Below are 22,180 nucleotides of genomic sequence, written 5' to 3'. Positions count from 1 at the left end.
TCTATGAAGGTCGTTTCTCAGGTGCAGGTTCTCGCTTGCGCGTTTCTCGTCAAATGGCACGCCGGTCGTTCTTAGCAAGAGCTGAGCACTCTTCGGAAGCGGCAACGCTTGAAAGTTCTTCATTGCGAGTCGTCAATGTGTGATCCTACGTCTCTTTCAGGCACCGAGCTCCTCATAGCTTATAAGACGCGCACCCTTTCTCCTGTCGAAGTGGTCAACGCTTGCATCGCGCGCATCGATCGATTTCAGCCTGAAGTCAATGCGTTTGTAATCCAAGATCGTGAAGGCGCGTTCAAGGCGGCAAGAAAATCGGAGCGTCGTTGGCTATCGGGCGAGCCGTTGGGACCTGGCGACGGAATTCCTGCCACGATCAAAGACAACATCGCTTGGAAGGGGTTTCCCACTCGCTCCGGCTCGTGCATCACTGGTTTGGAGCCGCTTGATTTCGACGCTCCAGCAGTTTCTCGCCTGAAGGAATCGGGCTGCGTTCTTCTCGGCAAGACAACGATGCCGGAATTTGCGTGGAAGGCGGTCGGTGATAGTCCCCTTACTGGCATTACACGCAATCCTTGGAAGCTCTCACGCACCAGCGGTGGATCGTCATCTGGAGCAGGTGTGGCGGCCGCCTTAGGATTGGGGGTCTTTCATCTTGGAACCGATGGAGGAGGGTCGATCCGAATACCGGCAAGTTTCAATGGTGTTGTGGGCTTCAAGCCGTCATATGGCCGCGTGCCATCGTTCCCTTCGTCTCCAATGGGAGCGCTTGCCCACCTTGGTCCATTGACCCGCTCCGTCTCCGACGCCGCTCGTATGCTGTCAATTATCGGGCAGCCAGACGGTAGAGACCTAACGGCCTGGAACCTTCCCATGTTCGAGTTCAACCAGGGAGCGGTAGGAGGGATAGAGGGCATGCGTGTGGCGTGGTCCCCGACGCTGGGATTTGCTGAACGCGTCGATCCAGAGGTGGCTCGGCTTACCAAGGCGGCAGCCCATTCGTTTGTGGATCTCGGCGCAATCGTCGAGGAAGTGGATCCTTGCTTCAGGGATCCAATCGACATGTTTCAAACTGTCTGGACGGCAGGCGCAGCACTGATCATGAGACAATATCCTGCGGATGCGCGGTTGAAATGCGACCCCGGTTTCGCTCAAGCGGCCAAAGCTGGAGCTGGAGTGACGGGTGCCGACGTAGTCGAAGCGCTGACACGTCAGCGATACGCTGTGTCAAACCAACTCAACAATCTGTTCTCTGAATATGATCTGCTGTTGACGCCTCAAGTGGCGGTTCCAGCAATGCCGATTGGGATGAACGTGCCGCCGTCGGGCTTTGCTGGTTTCGACTCTTGGGGTACGAGTTGGACGGAGTGGAGTCCCTTCACCTACCTTTTCAACATTACTGGGTCTCCAGCGATCTCGCTTCCTTGTGGCCTCACGTCGGACGGGTTGCCTGTCGGGCTCCAGATTGTTGGGCCGTTGAGGGCTGACGAGATGGTCCTACGCGCAGCCCGTGCGTTCGAAAGCCTCAAGCAGTTCAAACGGCTTGATGCTTTGGGCGTATAGCGATCCCGGAATAGTGATGGCATTCTTCCTCGCGCTGCCCTACGGCAAACTCGCACATGCCGTAGTCCACTCGGTCGCGTTGCTCAAGTTTAACACCGAGAAGCAGATGCCGGACCGGCTCGGGCTCGGTGGCGATAGCATGCCCGCTTTCGCGGAGGATCTTCGGCATCGGGCGTCGGCGGCCGCAATTCGGCGACGCTCGCTGTGCAGCAGCGCAATGCAAGTCCGTCTGCAAAATACGCTACGAGCTCGTGACGTTCGATGACGAATGCAAGCCCAATGTCGGTATTCATGTGGCGACTAAGGCGGCTTCGGACAATTCGATCGTCGCGGGCGTCACCCAATACTGATCCGCCGCGCCGCAACGCCGCGGGCGAGGGCATGGTCTCGTTCCACACCGGCGCGCCACTCAGCAAATATGCGCAGGGGCAGGCCTTCCTCTCGCGAGGATCCTGCATGCGGACCGTTCGCTTATTCGGCTGCGAGTCTGGTGATGGATGCGGTCGAGAAGGTTGGGGCCGACCGCAAGAAGGTCAAAGCGGAGGTCAACAGGACCAAGGGCCACAAGGCGCTTATCGGCGAGATCAACTTCGACGATCACCGGCAGAACATCGTCACCGCCAACGTGTACGTCGTGCGGGACGGCAAGTGGGTCTACTGGCCGGACAGCGACTATTCCGTCATGATTGCGACAGTGGAGACCGTATCAACAACCGTGGGTCTCGTTCGGTCTAACGCGTCGGCTCTGCGCCCGGCTCTCTAGCACTCGTAGCGCGCGGGGGGGGGGGGGGCGTGGCCCTGTTGGAGGGGGGCGTGCCTCAGCGTTCTCAAGCGATCGCTGTCATATCGACAGCATGGCCGGTGACTGTCGAGAGCAGCCAGGTCGGATCTGGAAAAGAATCTCCGCGCCAGGCAACGATCTGGTCCGGCCGGACCAGCACGAAGTCCGCTTCGTATAGATCGCGCACAGCCTGTTCGGCGATATCCACTACTTCGAGCGTGATACCTGAAGCCCTCGCGGCGCTGATCAGCGTGGAGCTCTTGGCATTGTCATGTCCCATACGCAACAGCGTCCATTCAAAGCCGAAGATATCGAACAGCGACTTGTTTTGATCCAGCCAGATGTGCGGTGCACGACCGCCTGGGCAAGCCGTTGCTACGTAAAGGTTCGCCGTGTCTGGTGGCGGCTTGGTGCCATCGGCGACCACAATGGTCGAGCCGTCATAGCGCCCGCCAAAGGTCACACCGGGGATATTGAACTCAGCTCGGGCGTGAGCTTCAAGATGAGCACCCGCGATCTCACGCGCCTTGGCTCCTTCAGGCCCAATATCCTCGATTTCCGCGACCGGCAAAAATAGCCCCAGGGAATCCGCAAATCTGCGGGCATAGCCCGTGTTGCGGAGCGCCAGCGGACGTCGCTCGACCTCGTAGCTCGCAAGCAAATCAGGGCCACCTTGACCTTTCAATGTTGCAGCGAGCTTCCATCCAAGATTGACAGCGTCTTCAATAGCCGTGTTGTAGCCGAGCCCACCGGTCGGCGTGAACAGGTGAACGGCATCCCCCCCGAGGAAAACGCGTCCTTTTTGAAAGTGATCGGCCACAAGCGCGTGTCCGGCGGTCCAGCTTCCGCGTGACAGAATCTCGGCCTGCACCGGCGCGCCGACAGCGGCCCGGAACATCGCCAGTGCATCGGCGTCGGTGATGGTGTCGGGATGCTCATGGGCGCGCAGTTGCGTGTGGAAGGCAAACTCGCCCTTACCATCGACAGCAGTCATGAACGCGCGACGATCGGCATTGAAGGTGACGTTCATCCACGCCGGCGGGTGCGGAACCAGATTATAGAATTCGACGGCGCGCAGATAGATCGCGTACATCTGGCCGCCCATGAAGTCGCGGATAACGCCAGTTTCGCCCTGATAGGAAAATCCGAGTTGATCGCGCACCATGCTTCGCGGACCGTCGGCACCAACGAGATACTTCGCTGTCACCTCTTTACGCTGTCCGTCCGCAATGCTTTCGATCACGGCATCCACGTGACCACCTGCATCATGGAACGATACAAGTTTCCAACTATAGTTGACAGAGATACCGGGCAACTTCTCCGCATGTGTACGAAGTGTCGCCTCAACATACTTCTGTGACACGCGGTGGGGCAATTCAGCCGCACTCCACGAACCAGATAGGCCACTTACCTGAGCACGAGCCTCATTGGCTGAAGGCAGTTTAAATCGAGCAAGTTCGTGCCCTGCATACCTTGTGAAGTAGGCAATGTCGGTTGGGAATTCCGGAGGCATTCCCAGGGCACGAATCTCATCGGCAAATCCTAATCTGCGGAAGTGCTCCATCGTTCGAGCCTGGGTCGCATTGGCTTGTGGGTTGAAGGCCGTTGTGGGCTTGGCATCCACCAGGATCGCATCTATCCCCCGCCTACCCAACTCATTCGCAAGCATCAAGCCACACGGCCCACCTCCAACAATCAATACCGAACAACATTCTGCGGGCATGCCCATCTCCTCACGATCGGCAATATAGGAAGGTAGCATGACTATCTTGTCAAGTTCTTGTCTGAAGAGAACGCGGGCACTAGAAGTTGTTTCAGATTGTCATTGAAAGGCTGAACGACGTGGGCATCAAAAAAGAAGTCGCAAAGCTCCCCCGGCGCGCGCCGGCGCGTCTTACTTCAACGAAACAAGTTTCGGTCAAGGTGCGGGTGACCAAGTCGCCCGGCGATGTTGATAGTTGGCGCCACGACAACGTCGGTCGTCTGATGAACAGTGCGATTCGACGCTTTGAGGCCCGCGTGCTCGAACTCATGAAGGACGCCGGTTATAGAGATACCCGCATTTCCCACGTCAATTTGACTCGAAACCTTGATCGACCCGGCACCCGGGTCACCGAATTGGCGAAACGGTCCGCGATGACTAAACAGGCCATGGGCGAGCTTGTGGATCAGTGTGTTCTCATGGGGCTCGTCGAGCGTGTGCCCGACCCGGAGGACGGTCGCGCGCGCACGGTCCGGTTCACCAAGGCCGGTCTCGAATGGCTCGACGAGTTCAGGAGAGCGGTTGATCAGGCTGAGTTGGAAATGAGCGACGAAATCGGCCAACACAAGCTCGAAAGCATCAGGGCTGGGTTGGCAAAATACGGCGCCAAGCACGACGCTTTGCGCCCAGGGGACTAGTAGGTCGTGCACGTATAAGCCCTGATCCACAGGCGCCTGAGATAGGGGCAACGGCGGCGAGGGCTGTCTCTTGAGCGAATTTGTCGCGCGTTAATAGGCCTGCGCCTGCGGGCCGTGCTGCTTCCCCTAAGCTTCCGAAGCGGCGCGCCGACGGTAGGCCGAGACATTTGTCGCTTAGATGCCGCGGCCCAACTCTTGACAAACTAGTCAGGTTTCCTGTCAAATACTAGTCAGGCTACCTGTCGAGTGCTGCGTTGATTGGTCAGTAACGGTTACGTGGTGGCCAGCGGCATCGAACAGGATCGATATTTAAATTGCAGATCTAAAGGGAATTCCCGTCCACCGCGGCCGCCGGTGATGCTTCGTCACATACGGAGCTGGGGTATCGCCATCGAGTTTCGAGAAGCAGCCGCTTCAATGGGGAGGCGGAAGATCGATTGTTTAAAACGCTCAGTGCAGTCACGCGGTCAACCGGGTGGCAACCAAGAAAACATCAACGGAGGAATAAGATGGACGTTAGACTGCTCATCGGCGATCGCGATACAAATGCAAGCGACGGTAAGACCTTTCCCTGTAACAACCCCCTTTCGGGAAAACCCGTAACTAATGCCGCCGCTGCTACTGTGGCGGATGCCCAAGCTGCGGTTGATGCTGCTTCGGCAGCATTTCCGGCATGGGCCGCGATCGGTCCATCCGCCAGAAGGGAAATGCTGCTCAAGGCTGCCGATAAATTCGAAGAAAAGCGCGGCGCCTTTGTCGAAACAATGATCAACGAAATCGGTACAACCGAAGTCTGGGCGCAATTCAACGTCAAGCTGGCGGCTGGGATTATTCGTGAAGCTGCGGCCATGACCACTCAAATTGGCGGCGAAGTGATTCCGTCGGACAAGCCCGGATGCGTCTCGATGGCTGTGCGTCAAGCCGCAGGCGTCTGTGTTGGCATTGCGCCGTGGAACGCGCCCATCATCCTGGGCGTCCGAGCTGTCGCTATGCCGCTTGCCTGCGGCAATACGGTGGTGCTGAAGGCCTCAGAACTTTGTCCCGGGACACATCGCTTGATCGGTGACGTATTCCGGGACGCCGGTTTTCCCGCCGGAACGGTCAACGTCATCAGCAACGCGCCCGCAGACGCCGCCGCCGTGGTCGGCGCACTGATTGCTGCGCCTGCTGTCAAGCGGATCAATTTCACGGGCTCGACCCGCGTCGGTCGCGTGATTGCAACGACGGCCGCACAGCACCTGAAGCCGGTCCTTCTCGAACTGGGTGGCAAAGCGCCGTTGATCGTGCTGGACGATGCGGATCTCGACGCCGCGGTCAATGCCGTTGCGTTCGGCGCTTTCATCAATCAAGGACAGGTCTGCATGTCCACTGAGCGCGTAATCGTCGATAACTCCGTTGCGGACGAATTCGTCCGAAAACTTGCGTCGAAAGCGAGTTCGCTACCATCGGGCGATCCGCGCACCAAACGCGTCGTTGTCGGCTCCATGATCAGCGTCAACGCCGCCAAGCATGCCGAAGCTCTCATTGCCGAAGCAGTCGCCGATGGTGCCGTGAAGGTCGCAGGCGGCGAGCGGGAAGGCACAATTCTTCCCGCTACGGTGCTCGATCGCGTGACGCCGAAAATGCGCATCTTCGTAGAGGAGAGTTTTGGCCCGTCCGTCTCGGTGATCCGCGTCAGCGGCGTCGAGGAAGCGATCAAGGTGGCGAACGATACCGAATACGGGCTTTCGGCCGCCGTCTTCAGCAAGGATGTGGCGCGGGCCCTTACGATTGCCGCCCGTATAGAAACCGGCATCTGTCACATCAACGGGCCGACCGTCCATGACGAAGCGCAGATGCCCTTCGGCGGCGTCAAAGGCTCCGGCTATGGCCGCTTTGGCGGCAAGGCCGGTGTCGATGAGTTCACTGATCTTCGCTGGATTACGATCGAGACCGGTCCCCAGCACTATCCCTTTTAACGGGTCCATTCGCTGATCACCAGATACGCGGTTGCCAAATCGCGTATCTCGGCATTCGACGCCGAAGGCTCTTGCACCATTGTCACCGTTTTTAGTCGACACGAAGAAAGAAGAGTAGGGAACGCGATGCCAGATTCTCAAGGTGCGGGGAAATCGAACAAGACGGTGCGGGAAGTTACGCTTGACCTGCTTCGCGCGTTCGGGATCTCAAAGGTGTTCGGCAACCCTGGCTCGACGGAACTGACATTCCTGCACGACTGGCCCGATGACATCGAATATGTTCTGGCGCTCCAGGAGGCGTCGGCCGTCGGCATGGCTGATGGTTATGCGCAAGCGACCGGTAATGCGGCCTTCGTCAACCTGCATTCCGCAGCGGGCATGGGCCACGCTCTGGGCAACCTTTTCACATCCTTTCGCAACAAGACGCCGCTGGTCATAACTGCCGGGCAACAGTCGCGCAGCATTCTTCCCTATCAGCCGTATCTGTATGCCGAGCAGGCTACAATGTTTCCGCGGCCCTATGTGAAGTGGAGTGTTGAACCGGCGCGCGCTGAAGATGTCCCGACGTGTATAGCTCAGGCTTATTACATCGCCATGCAGCATCCGCGCGGTCCAACCTTCGTGTCCGTCCCTTCGGACGACTGGACAAAGACCACGCCAACTCTCAACGCACGCCATGTATATCCTGAAGTCGCGCCGGATCTGACAGCCATTAAAAAGCTGGCAGAAGCGATTCAACAAGCAAGCAATATCGCGTTTGTTGCGGGACCGACAGTGGATCGCAGCGGTGCGGTCGATCTCATGATTGAACTCGCTGAACGCTCCAACGCCGTGGTGTGGGCGAGCCCGATGTCCAGCCGCGCAAGTTTCCCCGAGCGCCATCCGTTGTTCGCCGGCTTCCTGCAGGCAGCACCGGAGCCATTGTCGAAAAACCTCGAGCAATATGATCTCGTCGTCGTATTCGGCGCGCCGGTCTTTACATTCCATATCGAAGGTCATTGTGATTTCCTGCACTCCGGCACTCCGCTATGGCAGATTACCGATGACCCGACCGAAGCCGCAATCGCGGTGACAGGCACCAGCATTCTCTCAACGTTGCCGTCCGCCATCCGGGCACTGCTCGGGCAAGTGTCGTCAAAGAAACGGACCGAGCGGCAATCGAAGGTTCTGGAGACCGCGTCGGTGCCGGCCGCTGACGGCAAACCCCTACGCGCCGAATTCCTGCTATCCAGGCTTTCGGCAGCATTGCCGGAAGGGGCAATTGTCGTCGAGGAGGCGCCGTCGCACCGGCCGGCGATTCAGCGTTACCTGCCAATGTCCGGCGCAGACAGCTTCTATACCATGGCGAGCGGCGGCCTTGGCTACAGTCTGCCCGCATCGGTCGGGGTCGCCTTTGCACGCCAGGGCCGACGAATTGTTTGTCTCATCGGTGACGGATCGACGATGTATTCCGTTCAGGCGCTCTGGACGGCGGTCCAGCACAAGCTGCCTGTTACCATCATCGTGCTCAACAATTCCGGATATGGAGCTATGCGCACGTTTTCCCGCATTCTCGGGGCCGATCGGCCGCCGGGGATCGATCTCCCCGGCATTGATTTTGTCAGAATAGCAGAAGGTTTCGGCTGCGCTGCGTCCCGCATTCATGAGGCCGCCGATGTGGACACCGCATTGCGTGACGCGCTGACCGGGACTGAACCTAAATTGCTGGAGGTTATCGTCGATCCGACGATTTCCGATATCTACAGCGTACCGAATGCACGTTGATGCCGGCAGCAATGCTACTTCGCGGTTCGTGGAGGTGTCCATACAACAGGGGTGATGGAGGTTCATCAGACTATGTCGCCCCTCCATCTTCAATCGGCTCCGGCCGCGCCTCGCTTGACGGGAAATAGTGAAATGATTTCGTCGTTTTTGTATAACACCAACCCTGCTCGCATTCTTTTCGGGCAGGGAGCCCTGGCCAGCGTGGCTGACGAGATCAGAGGGCAGGGTTGTCACCATGCGCTGGTCCTCTCCACGCCATTTCAGAAAATGGAGGCAGAAGCGCTTGCCAGGCAGCTTGGCGGATTATCGGCGGGCGTATTTGCTGAAGCTACGATGCACACTCCGATTTCGGTAACTGAAAAGGCGGTGTCTGCTTATAAGGCCGCTGAAGCCGATTGTATCGTAGCGCTCGGCGGTGGTTCAACTATTGGGCTTGGCAAAGCGATCGCCTATCGCAACGACGCGCCACAGATCGTGATTGCGACAACTTACGCCGGTTCTGAAGTAACTCCGATCCTCGGGCAAACTGAGAATGGCATTAAAACAACGGTAAGAGACGCCAAGATCCTACCCGAGGTGGTCATCTACGATCCGAATCTGACGTTGAACCTGCCTGTGCGAATGAGCGTGACAAGCGGGCTGAATGCCATGGCACATGCCGTTGAGGCTGTTTATGCGCAAGACCGCAATCCGATCTCGTCAATGATGGCAATCGAGGGGGTGCGCGCGCTACGCGATGCACTGCCGTTGATCGTAGCCGATCCGCGGAACGCGGAAGCGCGTGGCAATGCGCTTTACGGAGCATGGCTGTGCGGAACGGTGCTTGGATCCGTCGGCATGGCGCTGCATCACAAGCTTTGCCACACGCTGGGTGGTAGCTTCGATCTGTCTCATGCGGAAACCCATGCGGTCGTGTTGCCCCATTCGGCATCCTACAACGCCAAAGCCGCTGCGGAGGCGATGCAGCCGCTCGCTAATCTGTTTGGAGGTTCCGTCGGTGGCGGTCTCTATGATTTCGCCACGTCGATAGGAGCACCGTTAGCGCTGAGAGACTTGGGGCTGCAGCAGGCCCAGTTGGATAGCGCTGCCGATCTCGCCGTGAAGAACCCATACTGGAACCCGCGCCCTGTAGAACGTGACGCTGTGCGAGCGCTGTTGCAACGCGCTTGGGAGGGCGCACGACCGGAGTAAGCGACGCTAGGGCAGCTCAAACTAGATCAAGGGATGAGAAGGGAAAATGCGAATGTTTACCAAAAGAACATTGCTTGAGATCGGGACTGCAGCAACGATTCCCTTGGGGTCGCCAGACTACGCTCTGGTTTATTCCGTCAAGGTTTAGCGCATCAATGGATGCTGACACTGATTTTAGATAGCCTAACAGGTTGCTTCCGCGCGCTGACAATTGAGTTCGGTCATGCCAGACGTTTCCCGCTTTGCCACCTGTTGGTCGGCGAAAAGTCATTCTCGAAAATGACAAAGTTAGTACTCGACCAGTCAAGAAAGGACTCCAGCAATGACCGGTTTTTTTACCGAGGAACGTTCTGTCGAAACCGTGAATGCCCGCATGGGCAAGCACATCAATGCACGTCTGGCGGAGGTGATGGCATCGCTGGTCCATCACCTACACAGTTTCGCCAAGGAGATTCACCTGACGACGGACGAATGGGAGATCGCTGTCGATTTCCTGACTAAGACTGGCCATATCTGTAGCGTAGAACGTCAGGAGTTTATCCTTCTGAGCGACACGCTTGGACTGTCCATGCTGGTGGATGCAATCAACAATCGCCGCCCGATTGGCGCCACGGAAAACACGGTACTTGGTCCTTTCCACGTGGTTGGCGCTCCAGAACGCAAAATGGGCGACAAGATCACGCTTGATGGTAAGGGTGAAGCCTGCCTGTTTGAAGGCCGCGTGATTAGTGCGAACGGCGAGCCGATCTATGGTGCGCGGATTGACGTGTGGTCAGATAACGCAGATGGTTTCTATGATGTGCAGCAGCCCAATATTCAGCCGCAATGGAACAATCGCGGTATCTTTATAACCGGCGCGGATGGCAAATACAGTTTTGTCGGCATTAAGCCGGTTTCGTACCCGATCCCAAACGACGGCCCAGTAGGGCAAATGTTGGACAGCTTGGGACGTCATCCCTATCGGCCTGCTCATATGCACTACATCATCACCGCACCAGGCTATCAAAAAATTGTCACGCACACCTTTGTCGGTGACGATCCGTACATCACGTCCGACACGGTGTTCGGCGTCAAACAAACGCTGGTCGCGCCATTCGAACGCGTCAATGATGGCAGCACGATCTGGCGTTCGCCGTTTAATTTCGTGCTTACGCCGGCGCGATGAAGGCAAGTCGATGACCACATCCTGTACGAAGCATTGAGCTAATAAAACAGGAGTGGCGATGTTTTCGATGCGCATAAGCAGCTGCAGATCGGAAAACGACGCAGTCAAACACGGGGGAGAATATCGATGCGGACTTATTTTCTAGCATTTTCGATCGTCGCGGCGTTGTTATCGCAATCAAAGGCGCAGACTTGGCCAACGCAGCCTATCAAGATCATCGTCAATTTTCCGGCCGGCGGTGCCGCCGACCAACTGGCACGCCTGATCGGCCAGCCGCTTCAAGACACATTCCGCCAGTCGATCGTCATAGAGAACAGGGTAGGGGCTGGCGGAAATATCGGTGGAGACGCGGTCGCAAGGGCCACGCCGGACGGCCATACTTTGCTCATGTCTTCGGGCGGGATGGTCGCGATCAATCCGCACATCTATTCCAATATGTCCTTCAGTCCGACGAAGGACCTCGCCCCAGTCGCCTCCGTCGCCCGCGTGCCCTTCTATCTCGTTGTGCGTTCAAACAACCAAGCGAAAGATTTCGGGGCATTCATCGCGGATCTGCGACTCAACCCAGGAAAGAGAAGTTACGGGTCGCCTGGCATCGGCAGTTCGCCCCACCTCGCTTCGGAAATGATGGGGCGCATGACCGGAACGGAGATCGTGCACATACCCTATCGCGGAGCGGCCCCCGCTCTAAACGATCTACTCGGGGGGCAGATAGATTTCCTGTTCGATCCTGGTATTGCGATCGAACATGCGAAGTCCGGTGCGCTGCGGATCCTGGCTATCGGTAGTCCCAGGCGGTCACCCCAGCTGCCCGACGTACCAACGCTCGATGAGCTTGGCTTGAAGGGGTTCGATGCAGATGCTTCATTCGGGTTCTATGCACCTGCCCGCACGCCTCCCGCGGTGATCGAGAAGCTAAACGGCGAGATTAATCGCGTGCTCGCGACGCCTTTACTGAGTGAAAAGATCGTGACTTTCGGAAGTATTCCCGCTCCGATGAGCCCCGCCGATTTCGGTGTGAAGTCGGAGAGGGACTCTGAGCGTTTTGGCGCTATCATCAAAGAGAGAGGAATTAAGTTAGCCAATTGATGAGAAGACCTGAGGGTAGAGAGCGCAAGATGACGCTTGCGAGGTCCCTGTCAGGCGGCCAATAGCAGGTGGTCGCAATAGGCCGTGCGCTGATGTTCGATCCGAAGTTGCTGCTCTGCGATTCGGACAACTTTCGCCGACGCTACGACGCCGCCAGATCTGGGCAGTTCGTCAGAAAAACAGCCTCTTCAATCGCACCATTTGAGACAATATCGATCTGACAGTATCGAGACATGTCCATGGAACGCGCCACGGTAGCGCCAAATTGGCAGGGGCCACGAGCTCATCGTAGCCTTGCCCGACGGTACAACGCTGATCGTGGGGGAGGGAAGGCGTCTCTCGAGCGGGCAGCGGAAAAAGATTGCCAGCTAGGGCGCTTGTCAACAACCCGCTCATCCTCCTCTTCGACGAGGCCACCGTTTAGTTCGGTCGGTTTTGGGTCCACCCAACATCTGACGGGAGAATTGCTCGCGCAGTTCGCGGGGATCAAGTTCATGCATGTGCCTTACCGCGGCGGCATGCAGCCTCTCACCGATCTCATCGGCGGGCAGATCGATCTCATTGTCGACACCATTACGGTGACAGGCCAGGCGGTTAATGCAGGAACCCTAACGGGACTGTGGATTTCCAGTGCGCAGCCCTGGCCGACGCTTCCGCAAGTTCAGCCCATTGCCGCCGAACTTTCCGGCTCCGAAGTGAAGTCCCGGGTCGGGCTGGCGGCGCTGGCACGCACGCCGCCGGATATCGTGGCAAGCTCAACGCTGCTATCGCCAAAGCGATCGTCAATCCGGAATTCCGGTCGAAACTGGGCTTACTCGGAATCCATGCCGAAGGTTCATCTCCGGAAGCGATGGCATCATTCGTCGCATCGGAAAGCAAGCGCTGGAACGACGTCATCGACAAAGCGGGCATACAGCGCGTCGAGTAGGCGCGACCGCACGCATCGAAGATGCTTCGCTTTTCTTATCTTCCGCACTTTCGGCTTTCTCGATCACCTTATAGCCAATAGAGGCGCGTTTAAGCACCCGTTGATTTGATTAGTCGGTTTGCGGCCGCAATACGTGCAGTGCTAAGGGTGTTCACGAGCAAACACGCAACTGTCATCGGACCCACTCCGCCGGGAACAGGTGTGATGGCGCCGGCAATCTCCACTGCTTCGTCGAACGCAACGTCGCCGACGATCTTTTCCGTCCCCGCATCTGTCCTAATTCGCGTGATACCGACGTCGATGACGATCGCGCCTGGTTTGATAAAGCTACCACGGATGAGGCCGGGTACGCCGGTTGCCACAACCAAGATATCCGCCTCTCTGCACCGCTTCTCGAGGTCTGTCGTGTGAATATGTGCAATAGAAACCGTGCAGAGCTCCTGTAAAAGCAACCGAGCCATCGGGCGACCGACAACATTTGACGCACCTACGACAAGCGCGCCCAGACCAGCGAGGTCATTCCGGACAGACTTAATCAGACGCATAACCCCGAGTGGGGTGCAGGGAATGAGAGCGCCGGCCATTCCGGCTGCCGTCCGCCCGACGTTAAGCGGATTAAAGCCGTCCACGTCCTTGTCTGGACATATTGTACTGACCACTCGCGCGGTGTCGATATGCGTCGGCAAAGGAAACTGAACCAGAATGCCGTTGACGGCGATATCGTTATTCAGTTCATCGATTAACCCAATCAGTTTTTGCTCCGCGGTATCGCGATCAAGAACGAACTTACGCGATCGCATGCCGACCGCTTCGGTCTGTCGCACCTTATTTGAAATATAGACGTGACTGGCGGGATCGTCACCAACGATCACAACAGCCAGTTCCGGCGCGTCAGCTCCGCCGGCACGGAGGGCTGCAACGCCCTTTGCAACTTCGTTCCGGACGGCGGCTGCGATAGCCCTTCCGTTAATGATATGTGCTGTCATGATCGACGATCAAACCTTAGAGAGATCGACGCGTCGATTGTCCTTCTTGTAGGGCGCCGCCGCGACCTTCGCACGAATGCGTTTCTGACGCCGGCCCGGCTCACCCCAAATAACCTCGACTTCCGTGCCGATCTCGGCGTGATCCACGTCTATGGTGCACAGCGACAGCATCTCGCGGAAATAATAGCTGTATCCGCGTGAGGTGGTTACGCCAACGTCCTTGTCACCACTGATGACGCGGTCCGCATACATGAATCCGCGTTGATCACGGGGCATTTCCATGAACTGATAGGGCTCCTGCTCCTTTTGGAAGAGTGAGGCATGGACATCAGCTACGTCATCGCCATTCCACACGAGTGTGCGCATTGCACGGCGTGGATTGGCAACTTCTTTTTCCAGCGCTTCACGTCCGATGAAGTCGTGATTGAAGTTGATGACCTTGCTCCAACCAAGTTCGACCGGGCTGCGATACCAGTCGCGGAGATCGTTCGACTGGAAGCTTCCGGCAACATTGAACGTCGCCGCATAGCCCGGCATAGCGGACCTGAATTCCTGCTGATACTGCTCCATATCCTCGTCAAAGATCGCAGGCATATAGTCTGTCACGATGGTCGGGAAGCATGCCTCAAGGTGATTGACGAAAATTGCGCGGCCGCCAATGCGCCGGAGTCCAAATTCTTGACCGGCGGATACAATGGCATCATACACCGCGGTTGCCTGGGTCATTGGCCCCTGCAACTCGAACCCGATTTCGCCTGACATTCCTTGCCTTAAGGCAAGCATCTTGCAGCCCGCGATTTCGATTTCACCGGAATGCATGAATTTCACATCGCGCAGCGACGTGTTCGCCACTTTTTCCAGCAAGGCGAGCGAGGTCGGCCCTTGGACCTGAAAGTTGAACCAGTCATCAGCGGCAGAGGTGACGTTGTAGTTACCGTGACGGCGGACATAGTCCACCCAGAAGGTGCCTCGTCCGAACAGCATAAATTCGTCCTCGGAGAGGCGGGTCAGAATGCCCTCCGCGATGACCTTTCCCTGCTTATTGGTGTGCACGACGTGCTTCGACTGCTTGACGTCGAATTTCTGAAAGCTGTTCACCGAAGTATCCGAAAACAGCTTTAGGGCATCCGGCCCTTTAAAACGTCGCTCCCAGAGAAATGACCAGTCGCCGATCGCGCAAGTCTCTTTCCATGACATGCTTTCATCGATCCAATCAGTATATTCGGGAAGACCCCAGCGCGAAGTGAAATAGCCTTCTGGAGTCTTGCGCATGTCGGCTGGCTTCAGCATTGTCGTTCTCCTGATGTTGTCTTTGGTCAGTCGGCGAAAACGATTGTACGTTCGCCGTTGATGATCACGCGATCCTCGAGGAAGAGGCGAACGGCGCGCGAGAGAACGCGTCGCTCGATATCCCGTCCCTTGCGGACGAGATCTTCCGGCGTATCCCGATGGCTCACGCGCTCAACATCCTGTTCGATGATCGGACCTTCATCCAGATCGCCCGTTACGAAGTGTGCCGTTGCGCCGATTAGCTTCACGCCACGCGCGTGAGCCTGGTGATAGGGCCGCGCTCCCTTGAAGCCGGGAAGAAAGCTGTGATGGATATTGATGCAGCGTCCCTGCAGGTGACGCGATAAATCGTCCGACAATATCTGCATATATCGAGCAAGCACGACGAGGTCAGCCTTCGTGTCCGCGACGAGCGTCTTTATCTTTGCTTCCTGCTCCGCCTTCGTATCGCTCGTGATCGGAAGGTGATGGAAAGGAATGTCGCCGACGAGGCTAATCGTAAGAACGGACTGCGGGTGATTTGAAACGATACCGATGACATCCATGTGAAGTTCGCCGAGCCGATGACGGTAGAGAAGATCGCCCAGACAGTGATCAAATTTTGAAACGAACAGAAGGACGCGCTTGCGCTCCGCTTGAGGTCTCAGCTTCCATACCATTTGAAACTTGCGCTCGATGGTTCCGAGGCCGGCGCGCGCTGTCCTTGCGCCATCCTCCGACAGGGTCACGCCGACGCGCATGAAGAAGTGCTGACTTATCACTTCATCGACCTGAGCGGCTTCGATGATGTTGCCGCCGTTTTCATATAGGCAGCGCGAGATCTCCGCGACTATGCCGGGAACATCGCGACACGATATGGTTAGGATATATGGAGAAGCATTCACGGCTTGTGATTCCATAAATTGACGGTGACCCGAGACGGTGGCCATCAAAAGGACCACGGGGTCGTCGATGGACAGATGATTCCGGAGGAGGTGGATCGAAGAGATTGTGGAACAGAGCGTGGTTGTGCTTGCTCCGCCACCAAATCTATTTCTTCAATCGATCTCGGTTAACGCGTGCTACGGTGTTGATGAATTGCCCGCCAACCAGCTCGTACCGCGCCGATACAAGTCTTGCACTTCATCACCGATAAGCCCCGGCATATCTCGCTTCACCTTGTAACCGATGCGATGTTGGAGATAGGCCAGGTGGCGATACCCGGTCGGATATTCCTGGAGAATCTTGTCATCGAGCTTGAGCAGAGCGCCCGGGTCTACAGGCGTTAGCTTGTCTTTCTCATAAATGGGCTGGCGAACGACGAGACCCCAGCGGCCGTTCCGTCGCTCCAGGAAGTCATAAAACCGACCAGTGCAAACCACGTCGCAAAGGACGCTATCGACCGGGCCTCTCTGGGAGATTGTCATCTTCGTCTGCGCGACGGCGCGATCCTTGGCGAGATCAACAGACGTTCCGCCGAGAAAATGGAGGATGTTCACCCCTTTCTCGAAACCTTGCTTGCTTACGCGAATGAACTCATCGGCGTTGCCTTGGAACCAAGTGGCGTGCATTACGCCATCGTCATGCCAGACGGTACGGAATCGCTCCCAATCACCCGCATCCCGCCAGATAACCCAGTTTTCAATGAGGTCGCGCACCTCGAGACGGTCCAACAAGTCCTGCGAAAATGCCATTTTGTAACCTCTAATTTGTATGATGAATTCTCTATTGTCGAGGATTGTTGCCGGGCGGACTACGGCCGATTTGCGTTCACCGGTGGCGCGTGCAGATTTACGGACGCCACCGCAACGAGAGCGATCAGCAGGCTCACCGCGATAGAGACGAAGAAAATGCTTCCACCAACTCCGATCGCCAGCGACCCTGCAAATGCACTCGCGATCGCGCCGGCACGGCCAAAGCTTGCAGCGACGCCAACGCCCGTCGAACGAATTGAGGACGGATAGACGTGCGTCGCCAGTGCGTACAACGAACCTTGAGCACCGAGGAGGAAGAAGCCTTGAATGCAAAGCAGAAAGAGTAATATCGGCTGATTTGTTGGTGCGATCTGGATATTCGCCAAAGCGATCGTACCAACAATCGAGGCGCCGGTGACGCCGAGGATGCCTGTCCGAGTGCCAAGCCTGGAGATTGCCCAAGCTGCGGCGAAGCAGCCCGCGGTGCCTCCAAAATTGAATAGCGCGAGCCCGAAGCTGGCGCCTTGCACATCGATGCCGCTGGTGGTGAGGAGCGTCGGTGCCCACCCATACATCATAAAGACAGGAAGTTGACAGAAGAAGAAAGCCGCCCAAAGGGCGAACGTGCTCCGGCGAATTCCGATATCAAACAATCTGCCCAGCAGGCTTGACCCAGGTGCCGCCCTGCGAGTGTCGACTAGGACGCAATCTGCCGGAATGCTCTCACCGAGCATTCGTATTGACCTGGCCATTCTTTTCGGCCCGGCGCCTTGGCGAAGCAGGTATTGCGGCGATTCAGGCAGTAATAGAACCAAGGCGGTCGCCAGGAATAACGGAACCAACCCGCTCACAAAGAACAGGGCGCGCCATCCGTAGCTCGGTAATATCTGCGCCGCGACTAAGCCTCCGATCATGCCACCTATGGGAATGCAGGCGATGCCGATAATTACCGACACGCTTCGGCGGTTCATCGGCGTGTATTCTGCCGTCAGAGCCATCGCGGCGGGAACGGCTCCTCCCAGTCCCAGCCCCGCGATAAAGCGGCAGAGCACGATCTCGTTAACGGAGGAGGCAAATGCGATCGCCATCGTAGCAAGTGCGAATAACGTGACGGAAGCGATTAGGGCCAGCTTACGGCCGAAGCGATCGCCCACCATTCCGCCGATCGGGCTTCCCACCGCCATGCCGACGAATCCTAAAGCGAGCGCCGGCGCAAAATCGCTCCGCAGGACCTTCCACTCGGCGATCAGCGACGGGATCGCAAAGCCAAGAATCTGGTTGTCCAAACCATCGAAGATTAGAGCCAGGGAGCAGAAGAAAAGTACTTGCTTTCGACTGGCATTCCAGCTGCCGCCATCGACTAGAGCAGCGATATCAATTGTCGCGGCCGAAAGGCCCGAACTTTCTTTATTCATTTTTCCCCCTTGACCAACTGAAGCAATGTTCAATTCCATTGCTTTGCTGCGACGCAGCAAATAGTGGAGACCAGCCACGTAGCGACAGCTTCGGCCTCTTCCTCCGGCGTTGCTTCACCGTGTTGCTTGTTTTCTAGTGGCGTGAACTGATATTGAAAACCTGCGGTTTGCTTATATGAGTTATCAGATCCATGGATATCAGACGCCTCGATCTCAACCTGCTTCTGCTTCTGGATGGACTCTATCGGGAACAGAACCTCTCGGCGGTCGCGCGCCGATTACAGTTTAGTCAGCCGGCTGCGAGCGCCGGGTTGCGCAAGTTGCGTGAATTTTTCGGGGACCAGCTATTTTTCTCTACGGGTCGCGGAATGAGGCCGACACCTTTCGCAGACTCTATCATCGAGTCCGTTTCGTCGGCTCTCGCGATTATCAATGAAGGAATCCTTCAGAAGCCGCTTTTTGTGCCCAGCAGCACCGACCGTATTTTTACAGTCACTACGACTGATATCGGCGTGATGATCTTTCTGCCGCCAATTCTCCGTCGATTACAATTGGAGGCGCCGCACGCGAACATCAATTGCGTTGCTTGCGCTCATGGCGAAATGGAGCACTTGTTAGAGACGGGAGAGATTGACCTGGCTATAGGGTACTTCCCCGATCTCGATGGACCGAATATCGTAACAGAAAAACTGTTCGATCACCCCTTCACGTGCATTGTCAGAGACACTCATCCCACAATCTTGGACTCACTCTCTCTGGGCCAGTTTCTTGCTGCAGACCATCTCGTCGTCAGTCAGCAAGGTCGCAGCCAGGAGATATTCGAACGGCGAATTCGCGAATTGAGAATCCAGCGGCGCGTACTGCTTAAGCTGCCGCACTTTATGAGTGTTCCTCAATTGATCGCTCAAAGCGACATGATCGCGACAGTCCCTTATTCCCTCGGAGTCTGGTACGCCAATATCGGATTGAAGCTGTTCCCACCTCCGATGCAGATTCCTCTTATCGAGCTCAACCTGCATTGGCATAAACGCACGTTCAACGACCCCGCTGTGCGTTGGCTGCGCGGTATGGTGGTGGAGGAGTTGCGAGATCGAGATCCAGTGCTTGCAACAACCGCAGGGTACGCCAATACAAGGCATGGCATGTCTAAATCTAACAGCCGCATTCCGATCAATGACTGAAGGTGCGTAAATAGGTTTGGGTTGATGTTTCAAGCGAATTCGTGGTCGAATGCCATTCGAAGGGGCTGTCAAGGCGGCTCGTTGATTGACAGCCAGTCAATGAGTCACTGCTTGCACGCGGCATGGACGGCCCTCGCATCCCGTGGCGCAAGAATCAGGTTCAAGTTCTTGCATAAATAGGAAGTAAACTTGCCGCTGTTCGCAGCAATATGCGCAAGATGCCTTGCTACGAAGGGCACCCTTCAGCATGAGTGACCAAGGCTGCAGTTGAACGAGTTAATTAGATACGATCTTCAACAAGTCACGAGCTCGGTATTGCCTTCGTCACATTCTTCCAGCTCAAGTAGCTATTAACGAAGTTTGGGCATGTGGAAGCGAGTTTATCCGGATCGACCCGGCCGGACCGGCTTATATATTCGTGAGCGAATTCCAGCGGCGCAAGCTTCATCTTCTCGTCGAAGCTTTCGTACCAATTTGCACTGCGCGCCGCGGCCGTTAAGAGTTTAGCCACGATAGGCTTGCGGCGCTCTTCGTACACCTGAAGCGCACTCGGGATATCCGCATCCGTATCTTGAATTGCGCCGACGAGTGCTTGGACATCTTCCAGCGCCAGACGGGTCCCGGAGCCGATGGAATAATGCGCGGTCCGCAAAGCATCTCCCACGAGCACCATGTTTTGGTGCGACCAGCGTTCGTTGGTGATTTTCGGGAATTGGCGCCAGATCGATCGGTTCGTCAGTAGCTCTGCGCCTTCCAACGTCTCGTCGAATATGCCTTGACAGAAAACGCGTGACTCCTCTTCCGTCATTTTCTGCAGGCCAAGTCTTTGATAGTTGTCGGCGGTCGTCTCTACCAAGAATGTGCTATGGGTCTTGCAATAGCGGTAGTGGTGAGCATTGAACGGGCCATTGTTCGTCGCGAGGAACGTTTGCGTGAGTGCGTCGTAGGGTCGCGCCGCGCCAAACCAGGCAAACCAGTTTGTTAAATTCTCGACCTTTGTGCCGAACTCTTGTTCATGCGTCCTTCGTACCAAGGAGTTGGCGCCATCTGCAGCGATAATGAGATCCGCATCGCTGAACTCGGAGATGTCCCGAAGCGATTTGTCGTAGATTGTTTTCAGGCCGACCTCCTGGGTCTTGGCGTGAAGAATGCGCAACAATTCGAGGCGGGCAATCGCCGTGAAACCAATACCGTCAATGCGCACACGCTGGCCACCAATCCGTACCTCGATGTCGTCCCATGCTTCAAGCCCGCTGGAGATAGCGTGAACGAGATCAGGATCGTCACCCGACAGAAACTGCAGCCCTTGAGCCGACAGGACCACGCCAAAGCCGAAGGTGACGTCCTGCGGATTCTGTTCGACAATCATGATGTCGGAAGAAGGAAGCAGTCTTTTGAGACGATAACCAGCGTACAGACCGGCCGGACCGGCGCCTAGAATTCTGATTTTCAAGGATGACTTGGACAATTCCTTACTCCTGGACCGTTCGAGCTTTTAACAGCTCAATGACAGACTGCGGCAGGGGGCATTTGCGCAGGCTTTGTCCTTCGTGAGATGCCCATACCCGCGTGTCCGTCAGTTCCGCATAAATGCAATCTTCTCCGAGAAAGCGATGGCGGACCGTAAACGATGTTGTGCCGATCCGCATGACCGCAATCTCATGGGTAATCAACACATGAAGTTTCGGTGCATCGAAAAAACGCATGCCGAACTCGACGCAAGGTAGTCCCTCCGTCTTGCCGTCAGCGGTCGTGCCGTTGGGCGCGTATCCGGCCGCATGAAACATTTCGTTTAGGCCATCGACCGCCCATTTTGCGTAGTTCGGAAAGAATACGATCCCTCCAGGATCGCATTCGCTCCAGTGCAAACGCCGGGCGTAGGAATACGGGCTCAATCCGATACCTCTCCGATATTGATCGTCAGTTTGCCGATGCGTTCGATGTCGACATCGAGGACATCACCGGGCACGATCGGCCCCACGCCTTCCGGCGTGCCGGTCATGATCACGTCGCCGGGATGCAGCGTATAGAAGTTCGACGCATATTCGATAAGGCGTGCGACATCGAAGATCATCATACGCGTGTTGGACTTCTGCCTTATTTGGCCATTCACGCTGAGCGAGAGATCGAGCGCATCCGGATTTGGCACTTCGTCTGCCGTCACGATCCACGGGCCGAGTACGCTGTATGTATCCGGCGACTTGCGGAAACCCGGAAACTCCTTGCCGCGTACTGTGATGTCGAGGCCGACCGTGTAGCCGTAAATATGGTCGAAGGCGTTGTCTCGCGAGATGCGACTACCGGCCTTGCCGATGACGATCGCAAGCTCGACCTCGTGGTCGGTACGCCGATCGGAAAAACGCGGACGGATCGCCTGCGACGGCCCGATCAGCGAACTGCCGGCCTTGAGAAACAATCCGTATTCGTCGAGCGACGTATACGTTTTGCCCTGATTGATCTCGCGATCGGCATTCGCTTCGTCGATATGAGCTTTGTAGTTTATGGGCGCGCCAATGATCTTTCCTGGATTGGCGATTGGGCTGTCCAGCCTAACCCCCGCCAACGGCAATGTCATCGTGCCAGAGAGCAGATCGCTGCGCTGCGCCGACGCCAACTGCGAGATGGCCCAGTCTCCCGGCGGAAGAGGCCACGACGGGTTCAAGTCCAGTTTATCGGTGATGTCCCGAACCACGTCGCCTTCGACGATCCCCACACGGTTGAAATCGAACCTGCAGATGTTCATGGCGTCTCTCCCTCGCTTCTAATTACTGCATTTGCATTTATTGCATATGCAGTATATTA

General features: G+C 56.6%; 19 protein-coding genes. 10 read left to right on the top strand and 9 right to left on the bottom strand.

What is annotated here, in order from left to right:
• Window positions 1–135: 135 nt before the first annotated feature.
• The gene (locus AC1DUY_RS05075; RefSeq protein ID WP_478112727.1) at window positions 136–1,557 is read left to right on the top strand and encodes an amidase; all 1,422 of its coding nucleotides are present in this window, start codon (window positions 136–138) and stop codon (window positions 1,555–1,557) included.
• Between the two features lie 493 nt (window positions 1,558–2,050).
• Window positions 2,051–2,320, top strand: a complete 270-nt coding sequence (locus AC1DUY_RS05070; protein WP_478112725.1) for a hypothetical protein — start codon at window positions 2,051–2,053, stop codon at window positions 2,318–2,320.
• Window positions 2,321–2,384: 64 nt separating this feature from the next.
• On the opposite strand, the gene AC1DUY_RS05065 is transcribed toward AC1DUY_RS05070, so the two are convergent.
• Window positions 2,385–4,100, bottom strand: a complete 1,716-nt coding sequence (locus AC1DUY_RS05065) for an FAD-dependent oxidoreductase (protein WP_478112723.1) — start codon at window positions 4,098–4,100, stop codon at window positions 2,385–2,387.
• A gap of 47 nt (window positions 4,101–4,147) precedes the next feature.
• On the opposite strand from AC1DUY_RS05065, the gene AC1DUY_RS05060 reads away from it, so the two are divergent.
• The 7 genes from AC1DUY_RS05060 (at window position 4,148) to AC1DUY_RS05030 (ending at window position 12,942) form a co-directional block, all read left to right on the top strand.
• A complete protein-coding gene (locus AC1DUY_RS05060; protein ID WP_478112721.1) occupies window positions 4,148–4,738 on the top strand; it encodes a MarR family winged helix-turn-helix transcriptional regulator in 591 nt (196 codons plus the stop codon).
• A gap of 509 nt (window positions 4,739–5,247) precedes the next feature.
• A complete protein-coding gene (locus tag AC1DUY_RS05055) occupies window positions 5,248–6,696 on the top strand; it encodes an aldehyde dehydrogenase (RefSeq protein WP_478113365.1) in 1,449 nt (482 codons plus the stop codon).
• Window positions 6,697–6,822: 126 nt separating this feature from the next.
• A complete protein-coding gene (mdlC, locus tag AC1DUY_RS05050) occupies window positions 6,823–8,460 on the top strand; it encodes a benzoylformate decarboxylase (RefSeq protein WP_478112719.1) in 1,638 nt (545 codons plus the stop codon).
• 132 nt (window positions 8,461–8,592) lie between these two features.
• Window positions 8,593–9,651: a maleylacetate reductase gene (locus AC1DUY_RS05045; RefSeq protein ID WP_478112717.1), complete on the top strand. Its 1,059-nt coding sequence runs from the start codon at window positions 8,593–8,595 to the stop codon at window positions 9,649–9,651.
• A 322-nt stretch (window positions 9,652–9,973) separates the two neighbouring features.
• Window positions 9,974–10,816, top strand: coding sequence for a dioxygenase family protein (locus tag AC1DUY_RS05040; RefSeq protein WP_478112715.1), 843 nt, complete (start codon window positions 9,974–9,976; stop codon window positions 10,814–10,816).
• Between the two features lie 126 nt (window positions 10,817–10,942).
• Window positions 10,943–11,905, top strand: coding sequence for a Bug family tripartite tricarboxylate transporter substrate binding protein (locus AC1DUY_RS05035; protein ID WP_478112713.1), 963 nt, complete (start codon window positions 10,943–10,945; stop codon window positions 11,903–11,905).
• 233 nt (window positions 11,906–12,138) lie between these two features.
• Complete coding sequence (locus tag AC1DUY_RS05030) at window positions 12,139–12,942, top strand: tripartite tricarboxylate transporter substrate-binding protein (protein WP_478112711.1); 804 nt, start codon at window positions 12,139–12,141, stop codon at window positions 12,940–12,942.
• Here AC1DUY_RS05030 and AC1DUY_RS05025 read toward each other — a convergent pair.
• From AC1DUY_RS05025 to AC1DUY_RS05005, 5 genes are all read right to left on the bottom strand, one after another.
• On the bottom strand, window positions 12,923–13,819 hold the full coding sequence (locus AC1DUY_RS05025; protein WP_478112709.1) for a bifunctional 5,10-methylenetetrahydrofolate dehydrogenase/5,10-methenyltetrahydrofolate cyclohydrolase: 897 nt from the start codon (window positions 13,817–13,819) through the stop codon (window positions 12,923–12,925). The genes AC1DUY_RS05030 and AC1DUY_RS05025 overlap by 20 nt on opposite strands.
• A gap of 9 nt (window positions 13,820–13,828) precedes the next feature.
• Window positions 13,829–15,109, bottom strand: a complete 1,281-nt coding sequence (locus AC1DUY_RS05020; RefSeq protein WP_478112707.1) for a glycine cleavage T C-terminal barrel domain-containing protein — start codon at window positions 15,107–15,109, stop codon at window positions 13,829–13,831.
• A gap of 26 nt (window positions 15,110–15,135) precedes the next feature.
• Window positions 15,136–16,038, bottom strand: a complete 903-nt coding sequence (gene purU / locus AC1DUY_RS05015) for a formyltetrahydrofolate deformylase (RefSeq protein WP_478112705.1) — start codon at window positions 16,036–16,038, stop codon at window positions 15,136–15,138.
• A 132-nt stretch (window positions 16,039–16,170) separates the two neighbouring features.
• The gene (locus AC1DUY_RS05010; RefSeq protein ID WP_478112703.1) at window positions 16,171–16,782 is read right to left on the bottom strand and encodes a nuclear transport factor 2 family protein; all 612 of its coding nucleotides are present in this window, start codon (window positions 16,780–16,782) and stop codon (window positions 16,171–16,173) included.
• A 59-nt stretch (window positions 16,783–16,841) separates the two neighbouring features.
• Complete coding sequence (locus tag AC1DUY_RS05005; RefSeq protein ID WP_478112701.1) at window positions 16,842–18,236, bottom strand: MFS transporter; 1,395 nt, start codon at window positions 18,234–18,236, stop codon at window positions 16,842–16,844.
• A 152-nt stretch (window positions 18,237–18,388) separates the two neighbouring features.
• Between AC1DUY_RS05005 and AC1DUY_RS05000 the strand changes: the two genes are divergently transcribed.
• Window positions 18,389–19,378, top strand: a complete 990-nt coding sequence (locus AC1DUY_RS05000) for a LysR family transcriptional regulator (RefSeq protein ID WP_478112699.1) — start codon at window positions 18,389–18,391, stop codon at window positions 19,376–19,378.
• Window positions 19,379–19,679: 301 nt separating this feature from the next.
• Here AC1DUY_RS05000 and AC1DUY_RS04995 read toward each other — a convergent pair whose 3' ends face one another.
• From AC1DUY_RS04995 to AC1DUY_RS04985, 3 genes are read right to left on the bottom strand one after another with little or no spacing between them, the layout of a single operon-like run.
• Window positions 19,680–20,846: an FAD-dependent monooxygenase gene (locus tag AC1DUY_RS04995; RefSeq protein WP_478112697.1), complete on the bottom strand. Its 1,167-nt coding sequence runs from the start codon at window positions 20,844–20,846 to the stop codon at window positions 19,680–19,682.
• A gap of 4 nt (window positions 20,847–20,850) precedes the next feature.
• Entirely contained in the window at window positions 20,851–21,273 is a 423-nt protein-coding gene (locus tag AC1DUY_RS04990) for an acyl-CoA thioesterase (protein ID WP_478112695.1), read from the bottom strand.
• Window positions 21,270–22,121: a fumarylacetoacetate hydrolase family protein gene (locus AC1DUY_RS04985; protein ID WP_478112693.1), complete on the bottom strand. Its 852-nt coding sequence runs from the start codon at window positions 22,119–22,121 to the stop codon at window positions 21,270–21,272. Before AC1DUY_RS04985 ends, AC1DUY_RS04990 begins: the two co-directional genes overlap by 4 nt.
• Window positions 22,122–22,180 lie beyond the last annotated feature (59 nt).

It is taken from the genome of Tardiphaga sp. P4_G1 (assembly GCF_056401215.1).
This window is presented reverse-complemented; position numbering and strand designations above follow the sequence as displayed.